General features: G+C 66.8%; 20 protein-coding genes. 10 read left to right on the plus strand and 10 right to left on the minus strand.

Going from position 1 to position 19700, the window contains the following annotated elements; translation table 11 throughout:
* Positions 1-8 precede the first annotated feature (8 nt).
* The 7 genes from IB256_RS22760 to IB256_RS22790 are packed head-to-tail and all read right to left on the minus strand — an operon-like array spanning position 9 to position 8361.
* Positions 9-1019, minus strand: coding sequence for a response regulator (locus IB256_RS22760; RefSeq protein ID WP_139791560.1), 1011 nt, complete (start codon positions 1017-1019; stop codon positions 9-11).
* Positions 1020-1057: 38 nt separating this feature from the next.
* Positions 1058-2065 (minus strand): chemotaxis response regulator protein-glutamate methylesterase, encoded by a 1008-nt coding sequence (locus IB256_RS22765; protein WP_081517827.1) that lies wholly within the window; start codon positions 2063-2065, stop codon positions 1058-1060.
* Positions 2062-4332, minus strand: coding sequence for a hybrid sensor histidine kinase/response regulator (locus IB256_RS22770; protein WP_192404152.1), 2271 nt, complete (start codon positions 4330-4332; stop codon positions 2062-2064). Before IB256_RS22770 ends, IB256_RS22765 begins: the two co-directional genes overlap by 4 nt.
* Positions 4329-5030 (minus strand): chemotaxis protein CheW, encoded by a 702-nt coding sequence (locus IB256_RS22775; protein WP_192289452.1) that lies wholly within the window; start codon positions 5028-5030, stop codon positions 4329-4331. Before IB256_RS22775 ends, IB256_RS22770 begins: the two co-directional genes overlap by 4 nt.
* A complete protein-coding gene (locus IB256_RS22780; protein WP_192289454.1) occupies positions 5023-6258 on the minus strand; it encodes a CheR family methyltransferase in 1236 nt (411 codons plus the stop codon). Before IB256_RS22780 ends, IB256_RS22775 begins: the two co-directional genes overlap by 8 nt.
* Complete coding sequence (locus IB256_RS22785; RefSeq protein ID WP_192289456.1) at positions 6255-6767, minus strand: chemotaxis protein CheW; 513 nt, start codon at positions 6765-6767, stop codon at positions 6255-6257. Before IB256_RS22785 ends, IB256_RS22780 begins: the two co-directional genes overlap by 4 nt.
* Positions 6742-8361 carry a methyl-accepting chemotaxis protein gene (locus tag IB256_RS22790; RefSeq protein WP_192404153.1) on the minus strand — a complete coding sequence of 540 codons (1620 nt, stop codon included), beginning with the start codon at positions 8359-8361 and terminating at the stop codon, positions 6742-6744. Before IB256_RS22790 ends, IB256_RS22785 begins: the two co-directional genes overlap by 26 nt.
* A gap of 203 nt (positions 8362-8564) precedes the next feature.
* On the opposite strand from IB256_RS22790, the gene IB256_RS22795 reads away from it, so the two are divergent.
* From IB256_RS22795 to IB256_RS22805, 3 genes are all read left to right on the plus strand, one after another.
* Positions 8565-9002 (plus strand): YqaA family protein, encoded by a 438-nt coding sequence (locus tag IB256_RS22795; RefSeq protein WP_192224887.1) that lies wholly within the window; start codon positions 8565-8567, stop codon positions 9000-9002.
* A 156-nt stretch (positions 9003-9158) separates the two neighbouring features.
* Positions 9159-10781 (plus strand): methyl-accepting chemotaxis protein, encoded by a 1623-nt coding sequence (locus IB256_RS22800; protein ID WP_192404155.1) that lies wholly within the window; start codon positions 9159-9161, stop codon positions 10779-10781.
* Between the two features lie 118 nt (positions 10782-10899).
* A complete protein-coding gene (locus IB256_RS22805) occupies positions 10900-11292 on the plus strand; it encodes a hypothetical protein (RefSeq protein ID WP_192289462.1) in 393 nt (130 codons plus the stop codon).
* A gap of 301 nt (positions 11293-11593) precedes the next feature.
* On the opposite strand, the gene IB256_RS22810 is transcribed toward IB256_RS22805, so the two are convergent.
* The gene (locus IB256_RS22810) at positions 11594-11878 is read right to left on the minus strand and encodes a hypothetical protein (RefSeq protein WP_081517818.1); all 285 of its coding nucleotides are present in this window, start codon (positions 11876-11878) and stop codon (positions 11594-11596) included.
* A gap of 266 nt (positions 11879-12144) precedes the next feature.
* Here IB256_RS22810 and IB256_RS22815 point away from each other — a divergent pair, with 266 nt between their 5' ends.
* From IB256_RS22815 to IB256_RS22845, 7 genes are all read left to right on the plus strand, one after another.
* Positions 12145-12735, plus strand: a complete 591-nt coding sequence (locus IB256_RS22815; protein WP_192289464.1) for an amino acid synthesis family protein — start codon at positions 12145-12147, stop codon at positions 12733-12735.
* A 23-nt stretch (positions 12736-12758) separates the two neighbouring features.
* Complete coding sequence (locus IB256_RS22820; RefSeq protein ID WP_081517816.1) at positions 12759-13592, plus strand: alpha/beta fold hydrolase; 834 nt, start codon at positions 12759-12761, stop codon at positions 13590-13592.
* A complete protein-coding gene (locus IB256_RS22825) occupies positions 13589-15070 on the plus strand; it encodes an aldehyde dehydrogenase (protein WP_192289466.1) in 1482 nt (493 codons plus the stop codon). Before IB256_RS22820 ends, IB256_RS22825 begins: the two co-directional genes overlap by 4 nt.
* A 13-nt stretch (positions 15071-15083) precedes the next feature.
* Positions 15084-15572 (plus strand): flavin reductase family protein, encoded by a 489-nt coding sequence (locus IB256_RS22830; protein WP_192289468.1) that lies wholly within the window; start codon positions 15084-15086, stop codon positions 15570-15572.
* A gap of 172 nt (positions 15573-15744) precedes the next feature.
* Entirely contained in the window at positions 15745-16134 is a 390-nt protein-coding gene (locus IB256_RS22835) for a carboxymuconolactone decarboxylase family protein (RefSeq protein WP_081517813.1), read from the plus strand.
* An 82-nt stretch (positions 16135-16216) separates the two neighbouring features.
* Positions 16217-16969 carry a GntR family transcriptional regulator gene (locus IB256_RS22840; protein ID WP_081517812.1) on the plus strand — a complete coding sequence of 251 codons (753 nt, stop codon included), beginning with the start codon at positions 16217-16219 and terminating at the stop codon, positions 16967-16969.
* Between the two features lie 4 nt (positions 16970-16973).
* Positions 16974-17537, plus strand: a complete 564-nt coding sequence (locus IB256_RS22845; RefSeq protein WP_192404157.1) for an NUDIX hydrolase — start codon at positions 16974-16976, stop codon at positions 17535-17537.
* A 192-nt stretch (positions 17538-17729) separates the two neighbouring features.
* On the opposite strand, the gene IB256_RS22850 is transcribed toward IB256_RS22845, so the two are convergent.
* Both IB256_RS22850 and IB256_RS22855 read right to left on the minus strand, forming a co-directional pair.
* Complete coding sequence (locus tag IB256_RS22850; RefSeq protein WP_192404159.1) at positions 17730-18872, minus strand: ABC transporter ATP-binding protein; 1143 nt, start codon at positions 18870-18872, stop codon at positions 17730-17732.
* 17 nt (positions 18873-18889) lie between these two features.
* Positions 18890-19699 carry an ABC transporter permease gene (locus tag IB256_RS22855; RefSeq protein WP_081517808.1) on the minus strand — a complete coding sequence of 270 codons (810 nt, stop codon included), beginning with the start codon at positions 19697-19699 and terminating at the stop codon, positions 18890-18892.
* Position 19700: the final 1 nt, after the last annotated feature.

Genomic DNA, 19700 nt, shown 5'->3' on the forward strand with positions numbered 1-19700 from the left:
CCGCCCTTTCAGCCGGCGATGGCCACCTGGTTGCGCCCGCCGTGCTTGGCGTTGTAGAGCGCCTGGTCGGCCAGTTCGATGAGCTGGCGACAGGCCTGCCCGGCCTGGGGGATCAGGGTCGCCACGCCGATGCTGATGGTCAGCGACGAACCCGGTGTCGGCAGCTCGTGGCGGATGTTCAGGTCCTGCACCAGGCGCCGCAGCTTCTCCGCCAGCAGTCGCGCGCCGCCGGGCGAGGTGTTGGGCAGGACCATGACGAACTCCTCGCCGCCGTAGCGCGCCGGCAGGTCAGAGGGGCGGCTGGCGCTGGCGCGGATGGCCCCGGCCACCTGGCGCAGCGCCTCGTCGCCCTGTACGTGGCCGAAGGTATCGTTGTAGGCCTTGAAGTGGTCCACGTCGATCAGCAGGATCGACAGCTGGGTCTGCTCGCGCAGGGCGCGGCGCCACTCCATTTCCAGGTACTCGTCGAAGTGCCGGCGGTTGGACAGCCCGGTGAGGCCGTCGGAGTTCATCAGGCGCTGCAGCACCAGGTTGGTTTCCAGCAGCTGCTGCTGGCTCTCGCGCAGGGCGCGGTAGGCCTCGTCGCGCTGCTGCAGGGCGAGGTAGGAGCGCGAGTGGTAGCGCACCCGCGCGATCAGTTCGATGGCGTCGGGCAGCTTGACCAGGTAATCGTTGGCGCCGGCACTGAACGCCGCGCTCTTCACCGCCGGGTCTTCCTTGGTCGACAGGACGATGATCGGCAGGTCGCGGGTCGCCGGATTGGCGCGGTACTCACGCACCAGCGAAAGACCGTCGGCGCCGGGCATCACCAGGTCCTGGAGGATCACCGTGGGCTTGATCTGGATCGCCAGGGCGATGGCCTGGTGCGGATCGGAGCAGAAGTGGAAGTCGATGCTGGGGTCGTCCGCCAGCGCGCGGCGCACGGCTTCGCCGATCATTGGCTGGTCGTCCACCAGCAGCACCATGACTGCTGTATCGCCTGGGGTCGTCACGGGGTAGTCACTCTGGCTTGAGTTCATGGATAGGGGGTTCATGCAATCAGCTCCGTAGCCCGCGCTCAGGCGCAGACCTCAGCGAGTCGTCGGGCGATGTCGCCCAGCGCGCGAATCTCCACTGCGGCGCCGATCGCCGCCGCAGCCTTGGGCATACCGTACACGGCACTGCTTTCCTGATCCTGGGCCAGGGTCAGGTAACCTCGTTCGCGCATGTGTTTCAGGCCCTCGGCGCCGTCCCGGCCCATGCCGGTGAGCAGCACGCCGACGGCGTCGCCCACCCAGTACTCGACCACGCTGTCGAAGAACACGTCGATCGAGGGCCGGTAGATGTGGCTGCTGGGCTCGGCGGTATAGGCCAGCTCGCCGCCCTTGAGCAGGCGGATATGGTGGTTGGTGCCGGCCAGCAGCACGCAGCCCGGCTGCGGCGGCTCGCCGTTGCGCGCCAGGCGCACGGGAATCTTCGACTGGGTCGAGAGCCATTCGGCCATGCCGGCGGCGAAGACTTCGTCGACGTGCTGGACGACCACGATGGCGGCGGGGAAATCTTCCGGCAGGCGGGCGAACAGGTCAGCCAGCGCCGCCGGGCCGCCGGCCGAAGAGCCGATGGCGATCAGCTTGCGCGCGCCGCTGCCCTTGCGCGCCGGCACTGCGTTGATGGCCGGCCGGCTGTCACGCGGGGCGTTGAGCCAGGCCAGGTTCTGCAGCTTGCGCAGCAGTGGACGTGCCGCTTCAGCGGGGTCGCCGGTGCCCATGACCGGCGTGTTCACCGCGTCCACCGCGCCATTGCCCATGGCGTCGAACACGCGGCTCATGTTGCGCTCCAGGTCCACCGTCACGACGATGATCGCGCAGGGGCTCTGGGCCATGATCCGGCGGGTCGCCTCGACGCCATCCATCACCGGCATCAGCAGGTCCATGAGGATCACGTCGGGCTTGTGCGCGGCGCACATCTCCAGTGCCTCCGCGCCGTTGGCGGCGACCCAGACGATGCGGTGCGCCGGCTCGAAAGCCAGCGCGCGGCGCATCGCCTCGACCGCCAGGGGCATGTCGTTGACTATCCCTATCTTCACCCGTGGGCTCCTCCGATCAGATCGACCACCGCATCCAGCAGGGCCTCGTCGTGGAAGCTGGCCTTGGCCAGATAATAGTCGGCGCCGGCATCGAGCCCGCGCCGCCGGTCTTCTTCGCGGTCCTTGTAGGACACCACCATCACCGGCAGCGACTGCAGGCGGGTGTCGCGGCGGATCAGGGTCACCAGCTCGATACCGTCCATGCGCGGCATGTCGATGTCGGTGATGACCAGGTCGAAATGCTCCGAGCGCAGCGCGTTCCAGCCGTCCATGCCATCGACCGCCACGGCGACATCATAGCCGCGCCCCAGCAGCAGCTTGCGTTCCAGTTCACGCACGGTGAGCGAGTCGTCCACCACCAGCACGCGCTTGCGCGCCGGGCCGGTAAGGCGACCGGTGGGATCGATGCGTTCCAGGCGACCGGTGGCCAGGAGTTTTTCCACCGAGCGCAGCATGTCCTCGACGTCGAGGATCAGCACCGGCGTGCCGTCGTCCAGCAGCGCGCCGGCGGAGACGTCCTGCACCTTGCCCAGCCGGGCATCCAGCGGCACCACCACCAGGGTGCGCTCGCCGATGAATTTCTCCACCGCCACGCCGTAGGCGCTTTCCCGTTCGCGGATGACCACTACCGGAATCTCGTCGGGCGTGGCTTCGCCGTCGGGGCGCTGCAACAGCTGGCTGGCGGACACCAGGCCGACATGCCGGCCCTCGTGCCAGAACTGCTGGCGGCCTTCGAGCTGGACGATCTCGTCCGGCGCCAGACGGCGCATGCGCTCAATGTGCGCCAGTGGGAAGGCATAGGCTTCACCGCCAATGCTGACGACCAGGCTGCGCACCACGGACAGCGTCAGCGGCACTTCCAGGTGGAAACGCGCGCCCTGCCCGCGCACCTGTTCCATGCGGATGCCGCCGCGCAGCTGGCGCACCATGTGCTGCACGGCGTCCAGGCCGACGCCACGGCCGGACACTTCGGTGACCTGCTCGCGCATGCTGAAGCCGGGCAGGAACAGGAAGCTCAGCAGCTCTTCCTCGGTGAGGCGCGCCACGGTTTCCTCGGTGGACAGCTGGCGGCGCACGATGGCCGAGCGCAGGCGGTCGAGATCGACACCGCCGCCGTCATCCTGCAGTTCCAGCACCAACATGCCGGCGTGATGGCGGGCCAGCAGCTGGATCGTGCCCTCCTCCGGCTTGCCGTTGCGGGCGCGCACTTCGGCGGACTCGATACCGTGGTCGACGGCATTGCGCAGCAGGTGGGTGAGCGGCGCTTCGAGCTTCTCCAGCACGTCGCGGTCCACCTGGGTGGTGGCGCCCTGGATGTCCAGGTTCACGGTCTTGCCCAGCGAGCGACCGAGGTCGCGGACCATCCGCGCCTGCCCGGAGAGCACGTCGGAGAACGGCCGCATGCGGCAGGACAGCGCGGTGTCGTAAAGCGACTGGGCGCGCTGGCCGGCCTTGAAACTGAATTCGTCGAGCTCGGCGATCTGCTCGCTGAGCAGTTGCTGGCACTCACCGACCAGTCGCCGCGCGTCGGCCAGATAGGCCTGCGCCTCGGCGTCGAGATTCGCCGTGCTGGCGGCATCGCGGGCGCCGTCGAGCACACGGCTGGCGCTGGCCTGGATGCGCTTGAGGCGCTGCAGAGAATCGAGCAGCGGCTTCAGGCGCTGGGATTCCACCAGCGACTTGCTGGAGTAGTCGAGCAGTTGGTTGAGGCGCTCGGCGGTCACTCGCAGCACGCGTTCGCCGGCTTCATCGCTGTCGCTGGAGCGGCGGCGCTGGGGGCGTTCGGCGGGAGCCGGCGCGGGCGGTTCGACAGTTACCGGTGAGGGCTCGGCGGGCACTGGAACAGACGGTGCCGGCTGCGCCGGGGCCTTTCCGGAAACCAGCGCCTGCAGGCGTTCGACCATGGCCGGCACGCCTTGCTGGGCCTGTTCGGCACGCTCGGGCTGGGCGTCGGCGATATGCAGGAGGATATCGGTGCCGGCCAGCAGCGCGTCGATATGCCCGGAGGTCAGCAGCAGGCGGCCTTCCTGGGCGCCAACCAGGCAATCCTCCATGACGTGGGCGACCTGCACGCCGGCATCGAGGCCGACGATGCGCGCAGCGCCCTTGAGCGAGTGCGCGGCGCGCATGCAGGCTTCGAGCTGGTCGGCCTGGGTCGGGTTGCGCTCCAGCGCCATCAGCCCATGAACCAGCACCTGCGTCTGGGCCTCCGCCTCCAGGCGGAACAGCTCCAGCATCGACGCGTCCTTCATCTGGTCCGGGGTCATGCGAGGCTCCGGGTGGCGGCGTCGAGCAGGGCTTCCTGGTCGAGCAGGCGGATGCTGCGGTTGCGCCACTGCATCACCCCACGGGTGAAGCGATCGTTGGCGGCGTGACTCTGGGACGAGGCTTCGACGATGGCCTTCTCGTCCAGCTCGTGGATGCCGTCCACTTCATCCACCGGCGAGATGATCGGCCCGCCGACCGCCGCCAGGATCAGCATGCGCGGCACGATGCGGGCGTCGTCGCGGGCGGCCGCGCGGCTGTCGAGACCGAGCAGTTCCCCCAGGGAAATGCACGCCACCAGCGTGCCGCGCACGTTGGCCACGCCCAGCAGCGCCGGCGAGCGCTGATGCGGCAATGAATGCACTCCGCAGGCCGGAGCGACCTCGGCCAGCGCTCGGGTGGGCAAGCCCAGCCATTCCTCGCCAAGGCGGAAGATCAGGTGCGGACGGCCTTCCTCGACCACCGCTTCGGCGACTTCGACGGGAGCCAGGTGTGCGCCTTCGCTGCCCAGCGCGTAGCGGTCCAGCAGGCTGATGGCCGCGGCGGCATGCACCGGACAGTTACGGCAATGAATGTGCTCGGCCAGCTTCGGGCAGCTGCGGTCGCCGCGCACGCCGATGCGGTTCCAGCAGTCGTCCACCGTCGGCAGGTCATCGCCGATGGATGAGCCATCGATGTAAGACGGGCCGCGTTCAACCATTGCGCTTCACTCCTCGCGCGGCGCGCTCCTGCAGACGGCGGGCGCCGGCTGCATCGCCCTGGGCCGCGAGCAGCGCGGCCAGGTGTTGCAGGCTTTCCTGGTGATCGGGTTGCAGATACAGGGCCTTGCGGTAGTACGCCTGGGCCTCGCTGCCCAGGCCCTGGGCGTCGGCCAGCAGGCCGAGCCAGTAGAAGGCTTCGGCGTTCGGGCCCTTCTCGGCCAGCAGCGCCTCGCAGCGTTGGCGCGCTTCGGCGGCCTGCCCGGAATTGGCCAGCCGGGCGATCTCCTCCAGCGCGTTGCCGGCGGCAGCTGCGGGCGGCTGTCCGGGCTGGCTCGCCGGACGCGGGCGCACCGGTGCGGGCTTGGGCGGAGCCGGGCGGGGAATCGGCGGGGGCGCCGTCCAGTTCAGCGGAGCCGCACGCGGCGCCGGCTCGGCATCCTGCAATGGGAAGGCGAAGGACTGCGGCACACCCAGCGGACGCAGGCCGATACGCGACATCAGGCTGGCCTCGGCCGGGCCGATGAACAGCACGCCGTCGGGCCGCGCGAGCCGGCGCAGCACGTCCACCACCTGCTCCTGGGTCGGGCGGTCGAAATAGATCAGCAGGTTGCGGCAGAACACGTAGTCATAGGGTGCTTCGCCAGCCAGAAGACCCGGCGCGAGCAGGTTGCCGACGCGGAAGCGGACCTTGCGGCGCACCGCCTCGGCCAGTTGGTAATCGTTGCCGTCGGCGCTGAAGTAGCGGTCACGGAATGCCAGGTTGGAGCCACGGAACGAGTTGCGCCCGTAGCGCCCCTCCTCCGCCCGCTCCAGTACCGCGCGGCTGACGTCCAGCGCGTCGACCTGGAAGGCGGCTGGGGCGAGCCCCGCATCCAGCAACGCCATGATGATGGAGTACGGTTCCTCACCGGTGGAGCACGGCAGACTGAGGATGCGCAGCGGCCGGGTGCCGGCCAGCTCCAGCACTCGCCGGGACGCGAGGTCCGCCAGCGCGCCGAAGGATTCAGGGTAACGGAAGAACCAGGTTTCCGGGACTATCACCGCCTCGATCAGCGCCTGCACTTCCTCGGCAGAACCTTGTAGCTGCATCCAGTAATGTTCGGCGTTGCCACCGCTGACCTTGTTGCAGCGCTGGCGCACGGCGCGCTCGATCACGGCGTCGCCGACCGACTCGGCATCCAGGCCGATGCGTTCCTTGAGCAACTGGGCGAAGCGCGGATCGGTCATGCCGGCGCCCCGCCGGAATCGCGCAGCAGGCGCGCGCGGGCTTCGTCGCTGAGCAGCTGATCGACGCCCACGCGCTGCAGCAGGCCCTGCTCGTCCTCCAGCACGGGGCCGAGGTAGCGGGCGCTGCCATTGTCCAGTTCGTAGTCGCGGAAGGCCGCCGGATCACGACGCAGAGTGTGGGTCGCCTGTTCGAGGATCAACCCGAGGCGCTGCTCCGGGCCCTCGCCTGCGGCGCGGTAATGCACCAGCACCAGGCGCGTGCTGGTGCGCCGTGGCGCGCTGTGCCCGAAGGCCAGTTGGCTCATGTCCAGCACCGGCAGCAGTTCGCCACGGTGCGGGAACAGCCCGGCAACCCAGGCCGGCGCTTCCGGCACGCGCTTGAGCGCAGGCACCGGCAGCACCTCGATGACGTCATGGACGTCCAGCGCATAGCGGTCCGCGCCCAGGCGGAACTGCAGGTAAAGCCTGCCCGCCGCGGCGGCGTCAGACCTTGAAGCGGGAGACGCCATTACGCAGTCCGTTGGCCACGAGGTTCAGCTCGTCGATGGCGAAGCTGGCCTGGCGCAGGGATTCCACGGTCTGCCCGGTGGCCTCGCCGAGCTGCACCAGCGCCTGGTTGATCTGCTCGGCGCCGGTGGCCTGGGCCTGCATGCCTTCGTTGACCATCTGCACGCGCGGCGCCAACGCCTGCACCTGCTGGATGATCTGCGAGAGCTGCTCGCCGACCTGGCCGACTTCCGAGATGCCGCGACGCACCTCCTCGGAGAACTTGTCCATGCCCATCACGCCGGCAGACACGGCGGACTGAATCTCGCGGACCATCTGCTCGATGTCGTAGGTGGCCACGGCAGTCTGGTCGGCCAGGCGGCGCACTTCGGTGGCGACCACGGCGAAGCCACGTCCATACTCGCCGGCCTTCTCCGCCTCGATGGCGGCGTTGAGCGAGAGCAGGTTGGTCTGGTCGGCCACCTTGACGATGGTGGTGACCACCTGGTTGATGTTGCCGGCGCGCTCGTTGAGGATCGCCAGCTTCGCGTTGACCAACTCGGCGGCACCCATCACGTGGTGCATGGTCTCTTCCATGCGCGCCAGGCCCAGCTGGCCGGAGCCGGCCAGGGTGGAAGTCTGCTCGGCGGCCGAGGACACCTCGGTCATGGTGCGCACCAGGTCGCGCGAGGTGGCGGCGATTTCCCGCGAGGTGGCGCCGATCTCGGTGGTGGTGGCGGCGGTTTCGGTGGCGGTGGCCTGTTGCTGCTTGGAGGTGGCGGCGATCTCGGTCACCGAGGTGGTCACCTGGATGGCTGAGCGCTGCGCCTGAGATACCAGGCCCTTGAGTTCCTCGGCCATGCCGTTGAAGCCGGTCTCGATCACCGCGAACTCGTCATTGCGCTCCATCGCCAGGCGCGTGGTGAAATCACCGCTGCCCATGACCTGCAGGCCCTTCACGACCTGACGCACCGGCTCGGTGATAGCGCGCATCAGCAGCAGCCCGCAGACCGCTGCGGCGACGATGGCCAGCAACAGGGAGATGAGCATGATCGCCTTGGCGGTGGCGACCTCGCTGACGATGTCGGCGGCGGCCGCGTCGGCGATTTCCTTGTTCAGTGAAATCAGCTGGTTGAGCGTCTTGCGACCGTTTTCCCACAGGGGTTCGAGACGTTCCAGCAGCAGGCGCCGGGCGCCGTCACGGTCGGTGGTGTAAAGCTGCAGGACCTGCCCCAGCAGGGCATCGTATTCGGTCGCCTGCTGCTTGAAGCGGCCGAGAATTTCCTTGTCACGGGAATCGTTGACGGTCCGCTCGTAGAGCGCGATGCGTTCGATCAGTGCATCGTGGATAACGCGGAACTCCTGCCGGCGTGCTTCATCGTAGGGCTTGCCGTCACTCAGGCCGACCAGCACCTGGGTCAGCAGGATGCTGTCGGTCCAGGCCGAACGCACTGTGGTCAGTGCGTAGGTGCCGGGCATGGCATCTTCGCTGACCCGCTGCGTGCTGTGCTCCACCCGCAGAAGACGGGTGTAGGAAATCACCACCATCAGCAGCATGATCGCGACGACGACGGCAAAGCTGGCCAGGATGCGTTGGCGTAGAGTCCAGTTCTTCACAGCGTTCCCCAGAAGAGTTGTGGCGTGCCGACGGACTTTTCACTCGGGCGCGCAGTCGCCGCGAATGTAAATTCCTACCAAGTCCTCAGCAAGATAGGACATATAGTATCTGGACATACCGGAACCTCATCTCTTTATTCCGAATTTTTAGTACGCCGGTCCTCCTCATTCTCCCAGCCCATTAACCACCCTCGATCGACCCGATGCTCAGCCTCGCCCTGGCCGCCCACGCCGGCCTCTTCCTCTCCGCCTTCGTCGCCGCCACCCTGCTGCCGCTGCAGTCGGAAGCCGTGCTGGTCGGCCTGCTGCTGGGCGACCAGTACCCGCTGTGGTCACTGCTGCTGGCGGCGAGCCTGGGCAACGTGCTCGGCTCCCTGGTGAACTGGCTGCTGGGGCGCGGAATAGAGCGCTGGCACGGCAGCCGCTGGTTCCCGGTGAGCGATGCGGCGCTGGAGAAAGCCCAGCGCCACTACCGGCGCTTCGGCTGCTGGTCGTTGCTGCTGAGCTGGGCGCCGGTGATCGGCGACCCGCTGACGCTGATCGCCGGCGTCATGCGCGAGCCACTGTGGCGCTTCCTGCTGCTGGTCACCGTCGCCAAGGTCGGGCGCTACGCGGTGCTGGCCTGGCTGACGCTCGTCTGAATGATCCCCTCATCAAAAGCGGACAGGTTTTTCGTCTGCTAGTCCTGTTTTGCCACTGCCGCGAAAAAATGGCGCCCAGTAATATCACGGAGCCATCACTGCGCATGGCGGAGCCCAAGAGCTCCACACACTGGATGAAGAAAAGGGAATTTCACGATGTTCAGAAGCATGAGTATTGGCCGCCGCGCGTCCCTGGGTTTCGCAGTCATGGGCCTGCTCCTGGTGTTTCTCGGGTTGTTCTCCCTGTACAAGCTCTCGACCCTGCGCGCCGCATCCGAAGAGATCGACAGCAACTGGCTGCTGAGCATCAACCACATGAACCAGCTGTCGGGCGACATCGCCCGCATCCGCCTGGAATCCATGCGCCTGCTGGTCAACCATGACAGCGCCGCCCGCGAACGCAGCCTGGGGCTGATCGCCGAGGCACGGCAGGACAAGGACAAGGTGCTCGCCGACTACCACCGACTGATCCTCAGCGCCGAGGAGCAGCAGCACACCGACGAGCTGCGCCAGGCGCTGGATGGCTACCTGGGCTACGTCGACCAACTGGTGGAGAAGATCCGCCAGAACGACGACGAAGGCGCGCTGCACATCCTCAATGGCAGCATCGCCCAACAGGGTGCCGAACTGAACAAGCGCCTCACCGCGCTGATCGATCTCAACCGCAATGGTGCAGCGGCCGCCGCCCAGCGCGCCGTGGAGCAATACCAGGGCGGCCGGCTGGTGGTCAGCGCGGTCCTGCTGCTGAGCGTCGGCCTGACCCTGCTGCTGGCCTGGCAGCTCACCCGCAGCATCGTCGTACCGCTCAACCAGGCGGTGCGCGTAGCGCAAACCATCGCCAGCGGCGACCTCAGCCAGCGCTTCACGGTCGAGGGCCGCGACGAGCCGGCGCAACTGCTCAACGCCCTGGCGGACATGCAGAACAGCCTGCGCGAGACCATCCGCGGCATCGGCAACTCGGCCAGCCAGCTGGCTTCCGCCGCCGAGGAAATGCACAGCGTGATGGAGGAAAGCAGCCGCGCGCTGCAGCAGCAGAGCGACCAGATCGAGATGGCCGCCACCGCCGTCAACCAGATGACCAGCGCCGTGGAGGAAGTGGCCAGCAACGCCGCCTCGACCTCCGCCGCCTCCCGCGAGGCCATCGACGCCGCACGCAGCGGCAGCGAGCGGGTCGACGAGACCTCCAATGCCATCGGCACCCTGGCCGGTGAAGTGAGCCAGGCCTCGCAGCAGGCCGAGGTCCTGGCCAACCAGGCGCAGGACATCGGCAAGGTGCTGGAGGTGATCCGCAGCGTCGCCGAGCAAACCAACCTGCTGGCGCTCAACGCTGCCATCGAAGCTGCCCGCGCTGGTGAGGCCGGGCGTGGCTTCGCGGTGGTCGCCGATGAGGTTCGCTCGCTGGCCCAGCGCACCCAGAGCTCGACCCGCGAGATCGAGGAACTGGTCTCGGCCATCCAGAACGGCAGCGACCGTACCGTCACCGCCCTGCTCAGCAGCACCGCCCACGCCGAACGCACCGTCAGCCGCACCGGCGAGGCCGGCGCGTCGTTGCAGGTGATCCTCGAGCGCATGTCGCTGATCAACGAACGCAACCTGGTGATCGCCAGTGCCACCGAGGAACAGGCCCAGGTCGCCCGCGAGGTGGACCGCAACCTGCTGAACATCCGCGACCTGGCGACCCAGACCTCGGCCGGCGCTACCCAGACCAGCGCGGCGAGCCAGGAACTGTCGCGTCTGGCCGTGGACCTGAACGGAATGGTGGCGCGCTTCGTGGTCTGAAGGCTCGCAGTCCTTCTCCCGTTTCGCCAACTTGATAGCGAAACGGGAGTGGTCGGCAGGGAATTTTTCCGGCCTTTTCCTATCCAATGGCCATCATGGAACGCCACAGGGTGGATAGATGAACGTATTGAAATTGTCAGCCGTGCTGGCCACTGCCGCGCTGCTGAGCGCCTGCGGAGGCAACGAGGCCAAGGTCTGCGGCTCGGACGATGTGAAGAACCAGTTGGTGAAGATTTTCCTGTCCGGCGCACTTTCCGCGCAGTCCGACGCACTGAGCAAGGCTGAGCTGAAGGACGTGGCCATCATCGACAAGGACCCGGACAGCGGCGTGCTCGAATGCGTCGGCACCCTGACCGTGCCGGTGGTCGGCCAGGTGGCCTCGGGCACCCTGAAATACCAGATCGCCCCGGCGGCCAAGTCCGAGCACGACTACCTGCTGCTGCTCGCCGACGGCCCGCTGGCGAACGCCTTCGCCAAGCGCATCCAGGGGATGGTCCCGCAGCAGCAGTGAGGGTTATCCACAGACACTGAAAAACCGGCCTATGTGGCCGGTTTTTTATTGGGCGAGCCGATCAGGCTCGGAACCACACTGCAGGAGCGGGCTTGCTCGCGAACCGCTTGGTGCCGTTCCCCCCGGTGAGCGCTTACGTAGAATGGGTGGAGCTTGCGATACCCATGCTGTCGGTACGCGAGAATCGATGGGTATCGCTTCGCTCCACGCCATCCTACGTTGGTGCATCAGTGTGATTTCGGTGTGGGTGGCAACTCTGATCGCGGACAGGCCCTCTCCCGCGAATGCCGAAACGACGGGATTAGAAGCCTTCCAGATCGATCAGCTCGCCTTCGAAGCGAATCGACCCACCCTCCGCGTTCGCCTCACCGCCCTGGATCTCTCCGTAATAAGAGAGCCCGTTCTCCAGCGTCACGCAGACGTGGGTCGGCTCATCCGGCGCATCCAGCTGGCCCTTGAAGCTCACCTCGATCACACCCTCCTGCGGCGCGCTAAGGGTCACCGTCACGCGGGCGTTGTCCACCGCTTCGGCCTCGCGGCCCCAGTGCTCGGCGCTGACGGTCACGGTGGCTATTTCCTGTTTCATACTCGAAGACTCTCCAACAAGGCTCCGGCGCCATGCGCGCCGGCTGATGGCGCCAAGGATACCGCGCCGCCGAAGCCGCCGAAACGGCGGTTTTTCCCTGCGACCGCCCGTCGCCTGCCCTCCCCGCACTTCCACGCACCGCCCGCCACTGCTGGCTCCGGGCGCTCCGCCCCCTAGGCAAATACGCCTTGCGCAAACTGTATTATGGTATACCATGATACCGAATCCCTTCCCCAACCCAGCCGAAGTCACAACTGGAGCGACCCATGAGTTTCGAGATTCGCAAGATCGTCACCTACAGCGAGCAGACCTTCATCGAAGCCGGCAAGGCCACCGACACCCCGGTGACCATGGTCGGCCTGGCCGTGGTGATCAAGAACCCGTGGGCCGGTCGCGGCTTCGTCGAAGACCTCAAGCCCGAGATCAAGGCCAACTGCTCCGAGCTGGGTGCGCTGATGGTCGAGCGCCTGACCGCCGCCATCGGTGGCGCTGACAAGATCCAGGCCTACGGCAAGGCCGCCGTGGTCGGCGCCGACGGCGAGATCGAGCACGCTTCTGCCGTCATCCACACCCTGCGTTTCGGCAACCACTACCGCCAGGCCGTGGACGCCAAGAGCTACCTGAGCTTCACCAACAAGCGCGGCGGGCCGGGCACCTCGATCCAGATCCCGATGATGCACAAGGACGACGAAGGCCTGCGTTCGCACTACATCACCCTGGAAATGCAGATCGAAGATTCGCCGCGCGCCGACGAGATCGTCGTGGTCCTGGGCGCCGCCGACGGTGGCCGTCTGCACCCGCGCATCGGCAACCGTTACATCGACCTGGAAGAACTGGCCGCCGAACAGGCTCAGTGATCCACACCGTGCAGGAGCGCTCCATGATTCGGCTCACCGCTGAACGCACACCGGCCGGCACCAGTTACCTGGCGACCGGCCAGGGCCACCCCGTGGTACTGATCCACGGCGTCGGCCTGAACAAGGAAATGTGGGGCGGCCAGATCGTCGGTCTGGCCCCGCATTTCCAGGTCATCGCCTATGACATGCTTGGCCATGGCGCGAGTCAGCTGCCGCAGCCGGACTGTGGACTGGTCGGTTACGCCGACCAGCTGCGCGAGCTGCTCGACCACCTGGGCGTGACCAGTGCCACGGTTATCGGTTTCTCCATGGGTGGTCTGGTGGCGCGGGCCTTCGCCCTGCACTACCCCGAGCGCCTGGACGGCCTTGTGGTGTTGAACAGCGTGTTCAACCGCAGCGCCGAACAGCGCGCCGGCGTGATCGAGCGGACCCGCCAGGCCGCCGAACACGGCCCGGACGCCAACGCCGAGGCCGCCCTGTCGCGCTGGTTCAGCCGCGAGTACCAGGCCGCCAATCCGGCGCAGATCGCCGCGATCCGCCAGACCCTTGCCAGCAACGATCCGCAGGGCTATCTGACTACTTACACCCTGTTCGCCACGCAGGACATGTACCGCGTGGACGACCTGGGCAGCATCAAGGTGCCGACCCTGGTCGCCACCGGTGAGCTGGACCCGGGCTCGACGCCGAAGATGGCCACCGAGCTCGCCGAACGCATTCCGGGCGCCAAGGTGACGGTGCTCGACGAACAGCGCCACATGATGCCGGTGGAGTCGCCGCGGCTGGTCAACCAGATGCTGCTCGACTTCCTGCAACAGGCGCAGGTTTCCAAGAATCACGTACAGGGGAATGTCGCATGACCCTCGCACGCTTCCAGATGTTCATCGATGGCCAGTGGGTCGACGCTGTTTCCGGCAAGACCTTCGAGAGCCTCGACCCCGCCCGCGCGCAAGCCTGGGCCGAACTCCCCGATGCCGATGAAGCCGACGTCGAGCGCGCCGTGCAGGCCGCCCAGCGCGCCTTCAACGACCCGGCCTGGCGTGGCCTCACCGCCACTGCCCGCGGCAAGCTGCTGCGCCGCCTGGGCGATCTGATCGCCGAGAACAAGGAACACCTGGCGCAGCTGGAAAGCCGTGACAACGGCAAGCTGATCCGCGAGACCCGCGGCCAGGTCGGCTATCTGCCGGAGTTCTTCCACTACACCGCGGGCCTGGCCGACAAGCTCGAAGGCGGCACCCTGCCGCTGGATAAGCCCGACCTGTTCGCCTACACCGTGCACGAGCCGCTGGGCGTGGTAGCCGGGATCATCCCGTGGAACAGCCCGCTGTACCTGACCGCGATCAAGCTGGCCCCGGCCCTGGCCGCCGGCAACACCATTGTGCTCAAGCCTTCGGAACACGCCTCGGCGACCATCCTCGAACTGGCCCGCCTGGCCACCGAGGCCGGTTTCCCGGCCGGCGTGGTCAACGTGGTTACCGGCTTCGGTCCGAGCACTGGCGCTGCGCTCACCCGCCACCCGCTGGTACGTAAGATCGCCTTCACCGGCGGTGCCGCCACCGCGCGCCACGTGGTGCGCAGTAGCGCGGAGAACTTCGCCAAGCTATCGCTGGAGCTGGGTGGCAAATCACCCAACATCATCTTCGCCGACGCCGACCTCGACAGCGCCATCAACGGCGCCGTGGCCGGCATCTACGCCGCCTCCGGACAGAGCTGCGTCGCCGGCTCGCGCCTGCTGGTGCAGGACGAGATCTACGACGAGTTCGTCGCCCGCCTGGTGGAGCGCGCCCAGCGCATCCGCATCGGCAACCCGCAGGACGAACAGAGCGAGATGGGCCCCATGGCCACCGCGCAGCAGCTCGCCGTGGTCGAAGGCCTGGTCGCCGATGCCCTCGCCGAAGGCGCCCGCCTGCGCCTGGGCGGCAAGCGTCCGTCGATCGACTCCGAAGGCTGGTTCTACGAACCGACCCTGTTCGAGTGCGACAGCAACTCGATGAAGATCATGCAGGAAGAAGTCTTCGGCCCCGTGGCCTCGGTCATTCGTTTCAAGGACGAGGCGCAAGCGCTGGCGATGGCCAACGACTCCCAGTTCGGCCTCGCCGCCGGCATCTGGACCCGCGACCTGGGCCGCGCCCACCGCATGGCCCGTGGCGTTCGCAGCGGGATCATCTGGGTCAACACCTACCGCGCGGTGTCCGCCATGGCGCCCATCGGCGGCTTCCACAACAGCGGCTACGGCCGCGAGAGCGGCATCGATTCGGTGCTGGCCTACACCGAGCTGAAGACGGTGTGGATCAACCTCTCGCCAGCGCCCATGCCTGATCCCTTCGTGATGCGCTAAGAGGAGCGACGAGATGATCGAACCTGGCATCTACAAAGAAGTGATGGGCTCCTTCCCGTCCGGCGTCACCGTGGTCACCACCCTGGATGCCGATGGCGAGATCGTCGGCATCACCGCCAGCGCGTTCAGCGCGCTGTCGATCGACCCGGCGCTGGTGCTGTTCTGCCCCAACTACGGCTCGGACACCTACCCGATTCTGCGTGACAGCAAGCAGTTCGCCATTCACTTGCTGTGCTCCGACCAGCAGGCCGAGGCCTACGCCTTCGCCAAGAAGGGCAAGGAGAAGGCCAAGGGCATCGAGTGGCGCCTGAGCGAACTGGGCAACCCGCTGCTGACCAAAGCCACCGCGATCATCGAATGCGAGCTGTGGCGCGAGTACGACGGCGGTGACCACGCGATCATCGTCGGCGCGGTGAAGAACCTGATCCTGCCGGAGCAGGAGGTCACCCCGATGGTCTATCACCGCGGCAAGCTCGGCGCGCTGCCGGAGATAGCCAGCTGACGCTTTCCAAGGCCGCTCGCCATCACCCTCGGCAGCGGCCTTTTTTATTCCAGCCCAGGGGCTGGTGCTTTTCGTAGGAGCGAGCTTGCTCGCGAACGGATTTCCCGGCGACACCGATGCTGGACGGGGTCGCGAGCAAGCTCGCTCCTACAGGGATAGAAAGGAGCTACCGATGAGCAACGACAAATACGAGAAAGGCCTGGCGATCCGCACCCAGGTGCTGGGCGAGGCCTACGTGAACAAGTCGATCCAGAACGCCGACGACTTCACCCGCCCGCTCCAGGAGATGGTCACCGAGTACTGCTGGGGCCACGTCTGGGGCCGGGACGGCTTATCGCTCAAGGAACGCAGCATGATAAACTTGGCGATGATTTCGGCACTCAACCGCCCCCACGAACTCAAGCTGCACGTGCGCGGCGCTCTGCGTAACGGGTTATCCCGCGAGCAGATCCGCGAGATCCTCCTGCAGGTCGGCATCTATTGCGGGGTTCCCGCGGCGGTGGACAGTTTCCGCCTCGCCCGCGAAGCCTTCGCCGAGGCCGACGCCGAGGAACGTGGTTGATTGCTGGCCCGACTTGACGATGGAGCGCCCGAAGGTGCTCCATCGTTCTTCCTATGGACAGCCAGAACACAGAGCGGACCCCATGAAACGCTTGCCACTCGACGATAGCTTCAAGGTCAATCGCAACCCCGTCACCCTGCGCGAAATCGTCCTCGACAAGCTGCGCGGCGCCATCCTCAACTTCCAGCTGCTGCCGGGCGACCGCCTGGTGGAGCGCGATCTGTGCGATCGCCTGGGCGTCAGCCGCACTTCGGTGCGCGAGGCCCTGCGCCACCTGGAGTCCGAGGGCCTGGTGGAGTTCGCCGATGCCAAGGGTCCGCGCGTCGCCATCATCACCCTGGAAGACGCGGTCGACATCTATGAGCTGCGCTGCGTGCTCGAAGGCCTGATCGTTCAGCTCTTCACCTTGAACGCCAAGGCCCGCGATATCCGCAACCTGGAGCGCGCGCTGGAAGAGAACCGCCAGGCGCTGGAAGACGGCGAGCTGCAGCAGGTGATCGAATCGGTGCAGGGCTTCTACGACGTGCTGCTCGAAGGCTCGGGCAACCGCACCGCCGCCACCCAGCTGCGCCAGCTGCAGGCGCGCATCAGCTACCTGCGGGCCACCTCCGTGTCCCAGGAAAACCGCCGCGCCGCCAGCAACCAGGAAATGGAGCGCATGGTCGAGGCGATCAAGAGCGGCGACCCGGTCGCGGCTCACCAGGCCTCGGTCGACCACGTACGCGCCGCCGCCAAGGTCGCCCTGGACTACCTGCGTTCCAAGCAGGACGGTGCCGGCAACGTGCGCGACATCGCCACCCCCATCGCGCTCAAAGAGCCGCGCATAGGCCGCTGACGCCATGCCTGCCCCGCGCTTCTGTCCCGCTTGCGGCAGTGGCAGCCTCGGCCGCCACTGCCCGCCGGGGGATACCCATGAGCGCCTGATCTGCGCGGGCTGCGGCTACATCCACTACGAGAACCCCAAGGTCATTGCCGGCTGCATCATCGAGCGCGACGGCAAGTACCTGCTCTGCCAGCGTGGCATCCCGCCGCGCCCGGGTACCTGGACGCTGCCGGCCGGTTTCATGGAAAACGGCGAAACCACCGAACAGGCAGCCCTGCGCGAAGTCTGGGAAGAGACCGGCGTGCGCGCCGACATCGTCTCGCCCTACTCCATCTTCAGCGTGCCGAAGATCAGCGAGGTCTACATCATCTTCCGCGCCAGCGTGATCGAGGAAACCGGCGAGCACGGTCCCGAGACCCTGCAGGTGAAATTCTTCGCCCCGGACGATATCCCCTGGGAATGCATCTACTACCCGGCGATCCGGCAAATCCTCGAACGCTACATCGAGGAGCGCCAGGCGGGGGTGTACGGCATCTACATGGGCAATGACGACACCGGCAAGGTGCACTTCATTCGTTGACACCCAACGCTGCGGCGAACAACGAACCCCGTCACCCGACTCCAACCTGTAGGAGCGTGCCGCGCACGCGATCCGTCGGCAGGGCCGACGGCCGATACCGACGCCATCCCCACCCGCACAAAGCCGGGCAAAAAAATCCCCCGATTCCACAACGGAAGCCGGGGGTTCAAGGGATGAAACGTCAGAACCGAATCAGTGCGCGCCCTTGGTCAGGTCGCTTTCGTTCCACTGGTCATACACGCACGCATCGGCGGCAGCCCAGCGCACGCGGACTTCACTGCCGGGGGCCAGCGGCTGGGTGTTGCCGGAAAGCTCCTTCAGCGTCAGGGTCGCGCCGCTGGCGGTGACCACGCTGCAGGTCAGGCTCTCGCCGAGGAACACCGTCTCGGCCACCTTCGCCGGAATCTCGTTCCAGCCCGCCGCCAACGGCGTGGCGGCAGCCTGGGCCGGGCTCAGTACCTGGGCTTTTTCCGGGCGCACCATCAGCAGGATGTCCTGACCTTCGCGCAGGTTCGCGGTCGGGCGGATGGCCAGGGCGCGGCCTTCGAATTCCGCCGCGGCGTTGCCGTGGGCACGGGCGCGGAGGAAGTTGGAGTTGCCGAGGAACGAGGCCACGAAGGCATTCGGCGGGTTCTGGTAGAGGTCGAAGCCGCTGCCCAGGCCGACGATCTTGCCGTGGCTGAAGATGGCGATGCGCTGGGAAAGGCGCATCGCCTCTTCCTGATCGTGGGTGACGTAGACGATGGTGATGCCCAGGCGACGGTGCAGGTGGCGCAGTTCGTCCTGCAGGTCTTCACGCAGTTTCTTGTCCAGCGCGCCGAGGGGTTCGTCCATCAGCAGGATGCGCGGCTCGTAGACCAGCGCGCGGGCGATGGCGACGCGTTGCTGCTGGCCGCCGGAGAGCTGCGCGGGGCGGCGGTGGGCGAACTTGTCCAGCTGCACCAGCTTGAGCATGGCGTCGACGCGACGGTCGCGCTCGGCGCCCTTCTGCTTGCGGATGTCCAGCGGGAAGCCGATGTTGTCGCGCACCGAGAGATGCGGGAACAGCGAGTAGCGCTGGAACACCATGCCGATGTCGCGCTTGTGCGGCGGCACGTTCACCAGCGACTGGCCTTCCACCAGGATTTCGCCGCTGCTGGGCGTCTCGAAGCCGGCCAGCATCGACAGCGTGGTGCTCTTGCCCGAGCCGCTGGAGCCGAGGAAGGTGAGGAACTCGCCGTCCTGGATGTCGAGGGAGATGTTGTCCACGGCGGTGAAGTCGCCATAGAACTTGTTCAGGTTGCGCAGGCTGACCAGGGTCTGCTGCTCGCGGGATTCTTGGATCACGGCACTCATGGCATTTACCTCGGCGCTCAGGCGCGGATTTCGTTGCGCCGGCGCAGGGCGGCGGCGATCACCATCACCAGCACCGACAGGCCGATCAGCAGCGTCGAAGCGACGGCGATCACCGGGGTCAGGTCCTGGCGCAGGGTGGTCCACATTTTCACGGGCAGGGTCTGCAGGGTCGGGCTGGCCATCATCACGCTCAGCACCACTTCATCCCAGGAGACCAGGAAGGCGAACAACGCGCCGGCAACCATGCCGGGGCGGATCGCCGGGAAGGTCACCTTCATCACCGCCTGCAGGCGCGACGCCCCGCAGATCACTGCGGCGTCCTCGATGGACTGGTCGAACAGCTTCAGCGAGTTGATGATCGAGATGATGGTGAACGGCAGCGCGACTATCACGTGGCTGACCACGAAGGAGAACAGCGTGCCGGTGTAGCCGAGCTTGAGGAACAGCGCGTACACCGCCACCGCGATGATCACCAGCGGCACGATCATCGGCAGGGTGAACAGCCCGTAGAGCAGCTCGCGGCCGGGGAACTTGCCGCGCACCAGGGCAAAGGCGGTGGGCAGGCCCAGGGCGACCGAGCAGAGGGTGGTGAGGATCGCCACCTTCAGGCTGGCGAACGCTGCGCTCATCCACTCGGGGTTGGAGAAGAACTGGCCGTACCACTTCAGCGTCCAGCCCGGCGGCGGGAACACCAGCCACTGCGAGGAGCCGAACGACAGCAGGACGATGAACACGATGGGCAGCAGCAGGAAGGCCGCGATGGTGCCGGTCGTGAGGTAGAGGCCGACGCGCATGCGCCGGCTCATGGCATTGGGTGAGAGCAGCATG

Source organism: Pseudomonas sp. PDM17 (genome assembly GCF_014851985.1).
In the GTDB taxonomy this organism is placed as follows: Bacteria; Pseudomonadota; Gammaproteobacteria; order Pseudomonadales; family Pseudomonadaceae; genus Pseudomonas.

Excerpts from the sequence above, each read along its gene's own strand:
- IB256_RS22760 (WP_139791560.1), bottom strand. The coding sequence starts at position 1,019 with ATGAACTCAAGCCAGAGTGACTACCCCGTGACGACCCCAGGCGATACA.
- IB256_RS22770 (WP_192404152.1), bottom strand. The coding sequence starts at position 4,332 with ATGACCCCGGACCAGATGAAGGACGCGTCGATGCTGGAGCTGTTCCGC.
- IB256_RS22775 (WP_192289452.1), bottom strand. The coding sequence starts at position 5,030 with ATGGTTGAACGCGGCCCGTCTTACATCGATGGCTCATCCATCGGCGAT.
- IB256_RS22780 (WP_192289454.1), bottom strand. The coding sequence starts at position 6,258 with ATGACCGATCCGCGCTTCGCCCAGTTGCTCAAGGAACGCATCGGCCTG.
- IB256_RS22785 (WP_192289456.1), bottom strand. The coding sequence starts at position 6,767 with ATGGCGTCTCCCGCTTCAAGGTCTGACGCCGCCGCGGCGGGCAGGCTT.
- IB256_RS22795 (WP_192224887.1), top strand. The coding sequence starts at position 8,565 with ATGCTCAGCCTCGCCCTGGCCGCCCACGCCGGCCTCTTCCTCTCCGCC.
- IB256_RS22800 (WP_192404155.1), top strand. The coding sequence starts at position 9,159 with ATGTTCAGAAGCATGAGTATTGGCCGCCGCGCGTCCCTGGGTTTCGCA.
- IB256_RS22805 (WP_192289462.1), top strand. The coding sequence starts at position 10,900 with ATGAACGTATTGAAATTGTCAGCCGTGCTGGCCACTGCCGCGCTGCTG.
- IB256_RS22810 (WP_081517818.1), bottom strand. The coding sequence starts at position 11,878 with ATGAAACAGGAAATAGCCACCGTGACCGTCAGCGCCGAGCACTGGGGC.
- IB256_RS22815 (WP_192289464.1), top strand. The coding sequence starts at position 12,145 with ATGAGTTTCGAGATTCGCAAGATCGTCACCTACAGCGAGCAGACCTTC.
- IB256_RS22820 (WP_081517816.1), top strand. The coding sequence starts at position 12,759 with ATGATTCGGCTCACCGCTGAACGCACACCGGCCGGCACCAGTTACCTG.
- IB256_RS22825 (WP_192289466.1), top strand. The coding sequence starts at position 13,589 with ATGACCCTCGCACGCTTCCAGATGTTCATCGATGGCCAGTGGGTCGAC.
- IB256_RS22830 (WP_192289468.1), top strand. The coding sequence starts at position 15,084 with ATGATCGAACCTGGCATCTACAAAGAAGTGATGGGCTCCTTCCCGTCC.
- IB256_RS22835 (WP_081517813.1), top strand. The coding sequence starts at position 15,745 with ATGAGCAACGACAAATACGAGAAAGGCCTGGCGATCCGCACCCAGGTG.
- IB256_RS22840 (WP_081517812.1), top strand. The coding sequence starts at position 16,217 with ATGAAACGCTTGCCACTCGACGATAGCTTCAAGGTCAATCGCAACCCC.
- IB256_RS22845 (WP_192404157.1), top strand. The coding sequence starts at position 16,974 with ATGCCTGCCCCGCGCTTCTGTCCCGCTTGCGGCAGTGGCAGCCTCGGC.
- IB256_RS22850 (WP_192404159.1), bottom strand. The coding sequence starts at position 18,872 with ATGAGTGCCGTGATCCAAGAATCCCGCGAGCAGCAGACCCTGGTCAGC.
- IB256_RS22855 (WP_081517808.1), bottom strand. The coding sequence starts at position 19,699 with ATGCTGCTCTCACCCAATGCCATGAGCCGGCGCATGCGCGTCGGCCTC.